Consider the following 11,275-nt stretch of genomic DNA (forward strand, 5'->3'; position numbering starts at 1 on the left):
TGCGGATCGCCGTTTCAGGAACCCTCGGACATCACACGCTCAACGCTCTGGAGAACCCCGTGAACGACAACTCGAACCCAGACCTGGCAACGCCTGGCGGCGCGCTCGGCGCCTTCGCGCAGACGCGCTGGACGGCCACCGGAACGCTCGTCGACATGGCTGCGCCCACACCTGTTCCGCGCCTCGCCATCCTCGATTCCGAGCCGCAAAACGTGCGCTTCGACATCGAAAAATCAGCCCTTGTGATCATCGACATGCAGAACGACTTCTGCACCAAAGGCGGGTGGGTGGACCACATTGGGGGCGATTACAGTGCGGACCGCGCGCCGATTGCACCACTGCAGCGCCTGCTGCCAGTGGTGCGCGAAAGCGGTGTTCCCGTCATCTGGGTGAACTGGGGCAACCGGCCGGATCTCGCGAACATGCCGCCCAATCAGATCCATCTGTACAAGCCGAAAGGCACGGGCATCGGTCTCGGCGAGCCGTTGCCGGAGCATGGCGCGCGCGTGCTGGAGAAAGATTCGTGGGCCGCCGCCGTGGTCGACGAACTGAAGATCGAGCAGCAGGATATCTGCGTGGACAAGTACCGCATTAGTGGCTTCTGGGACACGCCACTCGACAGCATCCTGCGCAACCTCGGCACGCGCACGGTGTTCTTCGCGGGCGTCAACACCGATCAGTGCGTGCTGCACACGCTCACCGACGCAAACTTTCTGGGCTACGGCTGCGTGATGCTGACCGATTGCTGCGCGACGTCGTCGCCTGCGTTCTGCACGGAAGCCAGCATCTGGAATGTGAAAAAGTGCTTTGGCTTTGTCGCGGATTCGCTGCAATTCGCTGCTGCGCTGAAGGGAGCCGCAGCATGAGCGCGTTCATCCCAGGCCGGCGCCTCCGGGTCAGCGCGAGCGCACGCGGTGCCCTCGATGGCTTGCGCTTCGCGGTCAAGGATCTGATCGACGTGGCGGGCACGACGACAGGCGGCGGCAATCCCGATTGGCTGGCAACCCACAGTCCCGCCGCGCGACATGCGCCTTGTGTCGCCAGATTGCTCGACGCGGGCGCATCCGTGGACGGCAAAACGATTACAGATGAACTCGCCTACAGTCTGGAAGGCGTGAACGCTCACTATGGCACGCCGCTGAATCCGCGCTGGCCGTTTGCGCTGCCGGGCGGATCGTCGAGCGGATCGGCGTCCGCCGTGGCGAGCGGCGAAGTGGACTTCGCGCTCGGCACCGATACGGGCGGCTCGGTGCGCGTGCCCGCCGCGTTCTGCGGACTGTGGGGGATTCGTCCAACTCACGATGCCGTATCGCTGGAAGGCGTCCTGCCGTTTGCGCCCTGCTTCGATACGGTTGGCTGGTTTGCGCCCACGGGTGCGATGCTCGCGCTCGTCGCCGACGTGTTGCTTGATGGAGTGCCTGCCGTCGATGCGCCCTCGGCCCTCGTGAGCTGCAAGGAAGCATTCGATGCACGCGCAACGAACGAACCCGGCGACGCGCAGCGCTTGCGCGAATTGTCCGCTACGCACGACGAGATCGAAGTCATCGCAGGTGACCGCGCGCGCTGGCTGCATGTGTATCAACAGTTGCAGGACGATGCGATCGGCGCATCGCTGGGTGCGTGGATCGATGCCACCCAGCCACACTTCGGTGTGGATATCGCCGCGCGCTTCGCGCGACTCAAAACGCACGACGCCGCCGAAGTGGAACGGTGCCGGGTCATGCGCGAGGCGTTTGCGCAGCGCATCGACAGCATCGTAGGCGACGCGCTGATCGTGCTACCGACCACGCCGCGCTCGTTGTTGAGCAAGCACGAAACACCCGAACGCACCGATGCGTTCTATCGCGACGCGCTGACCATGAATGCGATTGCCGCATTCGGCGGCTTGCCGCAAGTCACCGTGCCCGTCGCAAACGAAAGCGAGCGACCGCTCGCGCTATCGATCATCGGCCCGCGTGGCAGCGATCGCGCGTTGATCGCGCGGGCGCGCGAACTCTTCCCCACTCTTCTGTGAACCCAACACCCATGTCAACTTCCCTCGAGATCACGCTCGACGCCTATGTCGACGCCGCGCTCGCCCTGCATTTTCCGGGGCTTCCGGCGGAAGTCGCCGCGCGTGTGAAAGCCCAATTCGCGCGCGTCGCACAGCTTGCCGGGCCCGTGCTGGCCTATCCCGTCGATGTGAACGACGAACCCGCGACGGTGTATCACGCATGACGACACTCAGCACTATTTCAGGCAGCGCGCTGTCCATCACGCGCGCGTATGCCGATGGCGCATTCAGCGCGCGTCAATTGATCGAGGCGACGCTCGCGCGGATCGACGCACACGACACGCAGATCAACGCGTTCACCACCATCACGCGCGAACGCGCGCTCGCCGAAGCCGATGCGCTCGATGCACGCCGCGCGAGCGGTCAGACATTGCCGCCGCTCGCGGGCGTTCCGTTTGCGGCGAAGAATCTGTTTGATATAGCGGGCGTCACGACGATAGCCGGTTCGCGCGTGCTCGCCGACACGCCGCCCGCCACGGCCGATGCAACGCTCGTGCGACGCCTTTGCGATCAAGGCGCAATCATGGTCGGCGCGCTCAACATGGACGAGTTCGCGTATGGCTTCACGACCGAGAACCATCACGCGGGACCGTGCCGGAATCCGCACGATTTGACGCGCACGGCGGGTGGCTCGTCGGGCGGCAGCGCGGCGGCCATTGCGGCGGGCTTCGTGCCCGTCACGCTCGGCACCGATACCAACGGCTCCGTTCGCGTGCCTGCTTCGCTGTGCGGCGTGTTCGGCGTAAAGCCGACTTATGGACGCCTCTCGCGGCATGGCACGTGGCCGTTCGTCGCGAGCCTCGATCATATGGGCGCTTTCGCGCGCAGCGTGGACGATCTCGCTGCCGTCTACGACGCGTTGCAATGCACCGATCCGTTCGATCCCTCATGCGCCCAGCGTGGCTTCGAATCCGCGAATGCGCGGCCCAGTGTGTTGCGCGTGGCGCGGCTCGGTGGCTATTTCGATGAACACGCGAATGACGATGCGCGTGAAGCCTCGCAGGTTGCCGCTGAAGCGTTGTCGGCGACGCATACCGTTGAATATCCCGATGCCGATGCGGCGCGCGGCGCAGCGTTTCTGATTACGGCTGCCGAAGGCGGTCAACTGCACATGGCGAATCTGCACGCGCGCTATGGCGAGCGTGAGCCTTTGTCGCGTGATCGGCTGATTGCGGGTGCGTTGCTGCCCGCTGCGTGGATCGTGCAGGCGCAGCGCGTGCGGGCTGCATTGCGGCGTCGCGTGCTGGAACTGTTCTCGCATTACGATGTGCTGATTGCGCCGGCTACGCCTGTCGTCGCGCCGCACATTGGCGATGAGTTCATGGACGTCAACGGTGAGCGGCTTGCTGTGCGGCCCAATCTCGGGTTGTTGACGCAGCCGGTTTCCTGTCTCGGGCTGCCCGTCGTCGTCGCGCCGATGCGTACGCGCGATGGTTTGCCGATTGGTGTTCAGCTGATCGCGCCGCCGTGGCGTGAGGAGCTTGCGTTTGAAGCGGCACGGCGCCTGGAAACTGCGGAGGTCGCGTGTTGTCCGACACCGGCGTTCGATGCGGGAGCACAGTGATGATCGAGATCAATCGGCCCGATGTACTCGCTGAGGTCAACGCGGCATTCGATGCTTATGAGCGGGCGCTCGTGAGCAATGACGTCGCTGTGCTCGATGCGCTCTTCTTCGATTCGTCGCATACGCTGCGGTATGGCGCGACGGAAAATCTTTATGGGTATGACGCGATCCGTGCGTTTCGCGCGGCGCGTCCCGGCAAGGGGCTTGAGCGCACGGTGACGGCTCGTGTCGTTACCACTTACGGCGATGCGTTCGCCGTCGCCAATATCGAGTTTCGGCGCGATAACGAGCCGCGTATCGGCAGGCAAAGTCAGACCTGGGTGAAGATGCCCGAAGGCTGGCGCGTGGTGAGCGCGCATGTGAGTTGGATGGGCTTGTAGCCAGGTCCGTGCTGATTCTTCTCTGGCATCCGCGTCATGACGGTGATCAACAGACAACGGTTCATCACTTGGCTATCGGCGCGAGCCCGATGTTTTGCCAGATGTTGGCGAGCGTGGATTCCGACAATGCCATGAGATTGCTAACGCCCGTCGGCCGGTTATACAGTCGTGCAGCGTACGCAGTTTCCTACGCGACCTCGGCTATAATCCCAGCCATGAAATTTCTCCGGACACTGCTCCTCTTGCTGCTTTGCGCTGTGCTGCCCATCAGTGGGCTGGCGGCGAGCGGCTTGACGGGCGAATGTCCGATGCAGATGAGCATGGGTTCCGACGAAGGCAGCGCAATGTCGTCGGACATGCCCGGCTGCGAGATGATGCAATCGTCTCAACCAGGAAAAGCCAAAGGGTTCTTCTGCAAGGCAACGGCGCAATGCCAACTCGGCAGCCTGTATCACCCCGCCTCGCGCATCGAAGTCACCCGCCCTGCGGGACTGTCCAGCCCCGTCGTCTTCCACTACGCGCAGTCGCTCATCGTCCGTGAACCGGGCGGTCTCTGGCGACCTCCTCGCGCCATCTAATCCCTTGCTGACAGGTTCGCCGCATTAGCGGCGATGTCGTCCTGCGTCCAGGACGTGGATTCCCTATGGGAATCCGCCGTTGGGGTTAGACCATGCCTTTGACCATAGTCACGCCGTCACGTCGGCGTGTACCACTGCGCGCGCGTTCACTTTTTGCCGCGCTGATTCTCACGAGCGTCGCCGCGTACGCTCAGGAAACACCCGTCACGCTCGATGCGGCGCTTCAGGCCGCTACGGACCACTCCGCCGCTATGGGAGCGGCACAGGCTTCCGTGCGCGCGAGTTCGGAAGCGGCCGTCCGGGCCGGACAGTTGCCCGACCCGACACTCAAGGCCGGCGTCGACAACCTGCCGGTGACCGGACCGCAGAAATACACAATCGGCCAGGATTTCATGACGATGCGCCGTATCGGCATCGAGCAGGAATGGGTGTCGGGCGACAAGCGCCGACTCCGCTCCGAACTGGCGAACGACCTGGTGGACCGCGAGCGGGCCGGCTACCTTGGCCAGCTTGCGAACACCCGCCAGCAAACGGCCATAGCGTGGCTCAGCGCGGTCTACGCGAAGAAGGGCGTTTTGCTGCAACGGCAGCTCGTCGACCATATGACCCACGAACTGGATGCGACGAAAGCGTCTTATCGCGGAGCCAAAGCGACAGCCGCCGATGTGACCCAGGCCCAGGCGATGCTCGCGCAGACGCAGGACCAGTTGCTCAAGGCGCAGCAGACATTGCAGACGGCGCTTATCGGCCTGTCCCGCTGGACGGCAACGCCCGTTTCGGACGTGACGGGCGAACCGCCGGCGCCGCAGTCCTATGTGTCATCGCTGCCGCCGGAAGAACTGCGTGAGGTGCAGCCAGCGCTCGTCGCGGCCTCGCGGGACATTGCCGTCGCCGATGCCGATACCGCCGTCGCGAACAGTAACCGCAGCCCCAACTGGACGTGGGAAGTCGCCTACCAGCAACGCGGTGGTGCGTATTCGAACATGGTGTCGGTTGGCGTCAGCATTCCGCTGCCCATCAATCGCAAGAATCGCCAGGACCGGGATGCGAGCGAGAAGGCGGAACTCGCCACCCGGGCGCGGCTGATGTACGAAGACGCGCAACGTCAGGTGGAAGCGGAGATCCGCACACAGTCCGCCACCCTCGCCAGCGGTCGCGAACGCATTACCAGTCTCTCCAACTCCCTGCTTCCGGCTGCCGGCCAGCGTGTGCAGCTTGCGGCTGCCGCGTACCGGGCAGGCACCGGCTCGCTCGCCGATACCTTTGCTGCCCGGCGTGCGCAACTCGAGGCGGAACTCCAGGTGCTGGACCTGCAACGCGATGTGTCGCAAACCTGGGCACAGCTCGAATACCAGGTCGTGCCGGCGTCGATGTCCGTGGGTCAGTAAAGGAGAACAACATGCAAAAGAAACAACTGGCACGCGCGGCCCTGATGGTGTTCGCCGCGGCGGCCCTGCTCGGTGCCGGCTATGTCGCGGGCACGCATCGTCCGGCATCAACTGGAGCGGGCGCTGTTGCCACCACCACGCCCGGAGACAAGGTCGACCCGAAGACAGGTCGCAAGGTGCTGTATTGGCACGACCCGATGGTCCCGGCCCAGCACTTCGACAAGCCGGGCAAGTCTCCCTTCATGGAGATGCAACTGGAGCCCGTCTACGCGGACGAAGGAGGCGGTTCGACGGGCATCCGCATCGACCCGGGCCTCCAGCAGAATCTGGGCATCCGCTACGCAACCGTTCGCCGCCAGGAGACGTCAGAAAGCTTCGACGCCGTCGGCAGCACCCAGTTCGACGAGTCCCAGACGGACGTCGTGCAGTCACGCGTCACGGGCTACATCGACCATTTGTACGCCAGTGCGCCTATGCAGCGAATACGCAAGGGAGCGCCGATAGCGTCCCTGTTCGTGCCCGACTGGCTCGCACCGCAGGAAGAATATCTGTCACTCAAACGCGGCGGCATGGACATGGGCCTGCTGGAAGCGTCGCGCGCGCGGATGCGTGCGCTGTCGATTCCGGACGGCGTTATCGCGGCCCTTGACCGGACCGGAAAGGTACAGACACACGTCGTTCTATCGTCGCCAGAAGCCGGCGTCGTGAGCGAACTGAACGTGCGAGACGGGGCACAGGTTACGCCCGGCCAGACGCTTGCCAAGGTCGCCGGTCTGTCGAAGCTGTGGCTCATCGTTGAAATTCCCGAATCACTTGCGTTGAGCGTTCAGCCTGGCATGAGCGTCGATGCCACGTTCTCCGGCGACCCTGCGCAACACTTCAACGGGCAGATCCGCGAAATCCTGCCGGGCATTAGCGCCAGCAGCCGCACGCTGCAGGCACGCCTCGAAATCGACAACACCGCGCTGAAGCTCACGCCCGGCATGTTGATGCGCGTGCGCGTCGGCGGACAGAAGGCCGTTTCGCGTCTGCTCGTTCCGTCCGAGGCAGTCATCACGACGGGCAAGCGCTCTGTCGTCATCGCGAGAAACAAGGATGGCCGCCTGCAGCCCGTTACGGTCACTGTTGGCAACGATGTCGGCAACGAAACCGAGGTGTTGAGCGGATTGAGCGACGGCGAACAAGTCGTCGCCTCTGGCCAGTTCCTGATTGATTCGGAAGCCAGCCTGAAATCGGTCCTGCCACGACTGGAAGGTGGCGCAGGCGTGAGTCCGGGCGTTTCAGCGCCAGTGTCCGAATCGGCGGCGGCGCAATCGTACGAGACTACCGGCAAGGTCGAAAAGGTCACACCACAAGACATCACGTTCTCGCATCAGCCGGTTGCGGCCCTGAACTGGCCGGCAATGACGATGTCTTTCAGCAAGCCGGCGCCCAACGCATTTCCGGATGTAAAGGCAGGCCAGACGGTGCATTTCGTCTTCAGCCAGTCCGGTGATGGTTACCAGCTGCAGAAGGTCGAACCTGCGGGAGGTGCCCAATGATTGCGCGCCTCATTCGCTGGTCTATTCACAACCGGTTCCTGGTCCTGCTCGCGACGGTGCTCGTGACGGCGTGGGGCGTCTATTCGGTGACCCAGACGCCGCTCGATGCGCTGCCCGACCTGTCCGATACGCAGGTCATCATCAAGGCCTCGTACCCGGGCAAGGCGCCGCAGGTCATCGAGGATCAAGTGACCTACCCGCTCACCACGACGTTGCTCGGCGTGCCCGGTGCGAAAGCCATCCGCGCCTATTCAGCGTTCGGCGATGCGTTCGTCTACGTGCTGTTCGACGACAAGACGGACCAGTATTGGGCACGCTCGCGCGTGCTCGAGTACCTGAATCAGGTGCAAAGCCGACTGCCTCCGGGGGCGACCGTTTCGCTTGGCCCGGATGCAACTGGCGTGGGTTGGGTGTACGAGTATGCCCTCGTCGACCGGACCGCGAGGCATGACCTCGGGCAACTGCGCGCGCTGAACGACTGGTTCCTGAAGTTCGAACTGAAGTCGGTGCCGGACGTGTCCGAAGTGGCGTCGATAGGCGGCATGGTGCGCCAGTATCAGGTCGTGCTCGACCCTGACAAGCTGCGCGCATACGGCATCACGCAGACGATGGTGGCCGAAGCGCTGCGCAAGGCCAACCAGGAATCAGGTGGCTCCGTCGTCGAACTCGCCGAGTCCGAATATGTGGTGCGCTCTTCCGGTTACCTTCATTCACTGGATGATTTTCGCCACGTCGTGCTGCGCACGAACGACGCGGGGACGCCCGTGCTGCTCGGCGATGTGGCGCGCATCCAGATTGGACCCGAGACGCGCCGAGGCATTGCTGAACTGAATGGTCAGGGTGAGGTCGCGGGCGGCGTCATCGTCATGCGATCGGGCAAGAACGCGTTGACGACCATCGAAGCGGTGAAAGCGAAGCTTGCTGACCTGAAGCGTTCGCTGCCGCCGGGCGTCGAGGTTGTCACGACCTATGACCGCTCGCAACTCATCGACCGTGCGGTGGACAACCTCAAGGACAAGCTCATCGAGGAGTTCATTGTGGTCGCGCTGGTCTGCGCGGTCTTCCTGTTTCATCTGCGCAGTGCGTTCGTGGCCATCCTGTCGCTGCCGCTCGGTGTGCTGGCCGCGTTCATCGTGATGCGCTATCAGGGCATCAATGCGAACCTGATGTCGCTCGGCGGCATTGCGATTGCTATTGGCGCGATGATCGATGCAGCCATCGTGATGATAGAGAACGCGCACAAGCACCTGGAGGCGTTCGAGCACGAGCATCCGGACACGTCGATAACCGCCGCGCAGCGCTGGGAGCTGATTGCGACATCCGCTGCCGAGGTCGGGCCCGCGCTGTTCTTCTCGCTGCTCATCATCACGCTGTCCTTTATTCCCGTGTTCTCGCTGGAAGGACAGGAAGGCAAGCTCGTCTCGCCGCTGGCGTACACGAAGACGTACACGATTGCGGCCGCAGCCGGACTGTCCGTGACGCTCGTGCCCGTCCTGATGGGCTATCTCATCCGGGGCCGCATTCCGCATGAAAATGCCAACCCCATCAACCGCGTACTGATTCGACTGTACCGACCGCTGCTCGAGGCAACGCTTCGACGCCCATGGCTTGCGATTGGTGTCGCCGTGGTCGCACTGGCTGCGACGGTGGTGCCGGTTTCGCGTCTTGGTGGAGAGTTCTTGCCGCCACTCGACGAAGGCGACCTGCTGTACATGCCGACCGCGCTGCCGAGCATTTCGACCGAGAAAGCGAGTGAACTGCTGCAGCAGACCGACCGGCTCATCAAGACCGTGCCGGAGGTGGCAACCGTGTTCGGCAAATCGGGCCGCGCCGACACCGCCACCGATCCCGCGCCGGGTCTAGAGATGTTCGAGACGACGATTCAGTTCAAGCCGCGTAGCGAGTGGCGACCCGGCATGACGCCGGAGAAGCTGGTCGATGAACTGGACCGGACGGTGAAGGTGCCGGGTCTGTCGAATGTATGGGTTCCGCCTATCCGCAACCGGATCGACATGCTGTCGACGGGCATCAAGACGCCCGTCGGGGTCAAGATTTTGGGCCCCGACCTGACGCAAATCGACCGGGTCGCGGCGCAGGTCGAGGCGGCGGTGAAGGATGTGCCGGGCGTGACCTCTGCGCTCGCCGAGCGGTTGAATGGCGGCCGGTACATCGACGTCGATATCGACCGGCTTGCGGCCGCGCGCTATGGCCTTTCGGTGGCGGACATACAGTCGGTCGTTTCGTCGGCGGTGGGTGGTGAAAACGTTGGCGAGGTGATTGCGGGTCGTGAGCGCTATCCAATCAACATCCGCTATCCGCGCGAGGTCCGGGACTCGCTTGAGAAGTTGCGGCAACTGCCCGTCGTCACGGACCGGGGCGCGCAGATCCAGCTCGGCGATGTGGCGCATATCGCCATTGCCGACGGCCCGCCGTCGATTCGCAGTGAGAATGCGCGGCTTTCCGGTTTTGTCTACGTCGACATTCGCAATACGGACCTGCAGTCGGCCGTGAAGGCGATGCAACGTGCTGTCGCGGAGAAGGTTGTGTTGCCGCCAGGGTACTCGATTGCGTGGTCAGGTCAGTTCGAGTACCTGGAGCGCGCGGCGGCGAAGTTGCGAACGGTGATTCCGGTGACGCTCGTCGTCATCTTCGTGCTGCTGTTCCTGACTTTCAACTCGGCGGCCGATGCGTTGCTGTTGATGTCGACGGTGCCGTTTGCGCTGGTCGGCGGGTTTTGGTTGATCTGGATTCTGGGGCATGCGGTGTCCGTTGCGACGTCAGTCGGGTTCATCGCGCTCGCTGGCGTCGCGGCCGAATTTGGTGTCGTGATGCTGCTGTACCTGAAAGGCGCGCTTAACCGCCGGCTGGAAGATGGCGAACCGTTCACCGAAGCTTTGCTACTCGATGCGATTCGCGAGGGTGCGGTGTTACGTGTCCGGCCCAAAGCGATGACGGTCGCGGTGGTGCTTGCGGGTCTCGTCCCCATCATGATTGGACATGGCGCCGGGTCGGAGGTGATGCAGCGCATTGCTGCGCCGATGGTGGGCGGCATGGTCACTGCGCCGCTGCTGTCGATGTTCGTTATTCCCGCAGCCTGGTATCTGTTGCAGCGCCGTCGCGCGAAACATGTGAGTCATGAGCGGTTCCTCAATGTAGTCCCTTCTGGCACGAGAGTGCCTTCTACTGAAACTGGAGAAACTCGATGAAGAAATTGATTGTTGTGTCTGCTGTGCTTGCAGGTGTTTTTGTTTCCCCGGCGTTTGCCGGTGACGATATGGCCGGCATGAAGATGTCTGCGCCGTCGGCCTCGAAGACCGCGCTCACCGATGCGGAGGTCAAGAAGGTCGACCCGGAGACCGGCATGGTGACGCTGAAGCACGGAGCGCTGGAAAACGTCGGCATGCCGGCGATGACCATGGCGTTCAAGGCCAAGGACGCTGCGATGGTCAAGCAGGTACGCGAGGGCGATAAGGTCAAGGTTCGGGTCGAAAGCGTCAATGGGATGTTGACCATCGTGAAGATGGAGAAGCGGTCTTGAGCCGGTGAGCGCCGGTCCTGGCGCGGTCCGCTTGCAGTATGTGCCTGTGAGTTGAGTGCTGGTATTCGTGATGCGGTGGTTGCTGCGCATGCGGTTTGGTTTGCTTGTGTTTGCGCTGGCATCCGCGTTTTGTTAGCTTGCTTCAAGCGTCGCCCCTGTGCGGGGCGGCACCTACTTTTCTTTGCCGCCGCAAAGAAAAGTAGGCAAAAGAAAGCGGCTAACACCGCCAACAT

10 protein-coding genes are annotated in these 11,275 nt (G+C 63.1%); all 10 read left to right on the plus strand.

Annotation, left to right across the window (positions count from 1 at the left end):
• Positions 1-59 precede the first annotated feature (59 nt).
• A complete protein-coding gene (locus BLT65_RS32935) occupies positions 60-866 on the plus strand; it encodes a cysteine hydrolase family protein (protein ID WP_091786055.1) in 807 nt (268 codons plus the stop codon).
• Positions 863-2,014, plus strand: coding sequence for an amidase (locus BLT65_RS32940; RefSeq protein ID WP_091786059.1), 1,152 nt, complete (start codon positions 863-865; stop codon positions 2,012-2,014). The genes BLT65_RS32935 and BLT65_RS32940 overlap by 4 nt, the downstream gene beginning before the upstream one ends.
• 11 nt (positions 2,015-2,025) lie before the next feature.
• A complete protein-coding gene (locus BLT65_RS32945) occupies positions 2,026-2,217 on the plus strand; it encodes an AtzG-like protein (RefSeq protein WP_042306664.1) in 192 nt (63 codons plus the stop codon).
• Complete coding sequence (locus BLT65_RS32950) at positions 2,214-3,617, plus strand: AtzE family amidohydrolase (RefSeq protein ID WP_091786062.1); 1,404 nt, start codon at positions 2,214-2,216, stop codon at positions 3,615-3,617. Before BLT65_RS32945 ends, BLT65_RS32950 begins: the two co-directional genes overlap by 4 nt.
• Positions 3,617-3,997 (plus strand): oxalurate catabolism protein HpxZ, encoded by a 381-nt coding sequence (gene hpxZ / locus BLT65_RS32955; protein WP_091786065.1) that lies wholly within the window; start codon positions 3,617-3,619, stop codon positions 3,995-3,997. Before BLT65_RS32950 ends, hpxZ begins: the two co-directional genes overlap by 1 nt.
• A gap of 215 nt (positions 3,998-4,212) precedes the next feature.
• Entirely contained in the window at positions 4,213-4,575 is a 363-nt protein-coding gene (locus BLT65_RS32960; RefSeq protein WP_091786068.1) for a hypothetical protein, read from the plus strand.
• A gap of 92 nt (positions 4,576-4,667) precedes the next feature.
• A complete protein-coding gene (locus BLT65_RS32965) occupies positions 4,668-5,963 on the plus strand; it encodes a TolC family protein (protein ID WP_091786071.1) in 1,296 nt (431 codons plus the stop codon).
• 11 nt (positions 5,964-5,974) lie between these two features.
• A complete protein-coding gene (locus tag BLT65_RS32970) occupies positions 5,975-7,504 on the plus strand; it encodes an efflux RND transporter periplasmic adaptor subunit (RefSeq protein ID WP_091786074.1) in 1,530 nt (509 codons plus the stop codon).
• Positions 7,501-10,710 (plus strand): efflux RND transporter permease subunit, encoded by a 3,210-nt coding sequence (locus BLT65_RS32975; RefSeq protein WP_091786077.1) that lies wholly within the window; start codon positions 7,501-7,503, stop codon positions 10,708-10,710. Before BLT65_RS32970 ends, BLT65_RS32975 begins: the two co-directional genes overlap by 4 nt.
• The gene (locus BLT65_RS32980; protein ID WP_091786081.1) at positions 10,707-11,042 is read left to right on the plus strand and encodes a copper-binding protein; all 336 of its coding nucleotides are present in this window, start codon (positions 10,707-10,709) and stop codon (positions 11,040-11,042) included. Before BLT65_RS32975 ends, BLT65_RS32980 begins: the two co-directional genes overlap by 4 nt.
• Positions 11,043-11,275: the final 233 nt, after the last annotated feature.

It is taken from the genome of Paraburkholderia steynii, assembly GCF_900100565.1.
Lineage (GTDB): Bacteria > Pseudomonadota > Gammaproteobacteria > Burkholderiales > Burkholderiaceae > Paraburkholderia > Paraburkholderia terrae.

What these genes read in the sequence shown, in the direction of transcription:
- BLT65_RS32965 (WP_091786071.1), top strand. Translation starts at nt 4,668, where the DNA reads ATGCCTTTGACCATAGTCACGCCGTCACGTCGGCGTGTACCACTGCGC.
- BLT65_RS32960 (WP_091786068.1), top strand. Translation starts at nt 4,213, where the DNA reads ATGAAATTTCTCCGGACACTGCTCCTCTTGCTGCTTTGCGCTGTGCTG.
- BLT65_RS32950 (WP_091786062.1), top strand. Translation starts at nt 2,214, where the DNA reads ATGACGACACTCAGCACTATTTCAGGCAGCGCGCTGTCCATCACGCGC.
- BLT65_RS32975 (WP_091786077.1), top strand. Translation starts at nt 7,501, where the DNA reads ATGATTGCGCGCCTCATTCGCTGGTCTATTCACAACCGGTTCCTGGTC.
- BLT65_RS32940 (WP_091786059.1), top strand. Translation starts at nt 863, where the DNA reads ATGAGCGCGTTCATCCCAGGCCGGCGCCTCCGGGTCAGCGCGAGCGCA.
- hpxZ (WP_091786065.1), top strand. Translation starts at nt 3,617, where the DNA reads ATGATCGAGATCAATCGGCCCGATGTACTCGCTGAGGTCAACGCGGCA.
- BLT65_RS32945 (WP_042306664.1), top strand. Translation starts at nt 2,026, where the DNA reads ATGTCAACTTCCCTCGAGATCACGCTCGACGCCTATGTCGACGCCGCG.
- BLT65_RS32970 (WP_091786074.1), top strand. Translation starts at nt 5,975, where the DNA reads ATGCAAAAGAAACAACTGGCACGCGCGGCCCTGATGGTGTTCGCCGCG.
- BLT65_RS32980 (WP_091786081.1), top strand. Translation starts at nt 10,707, where the DNA reads ATGAAGAAATTGATTGTTGTGTCTGCTGTGCTTGCAGGTGTTTTTGTT.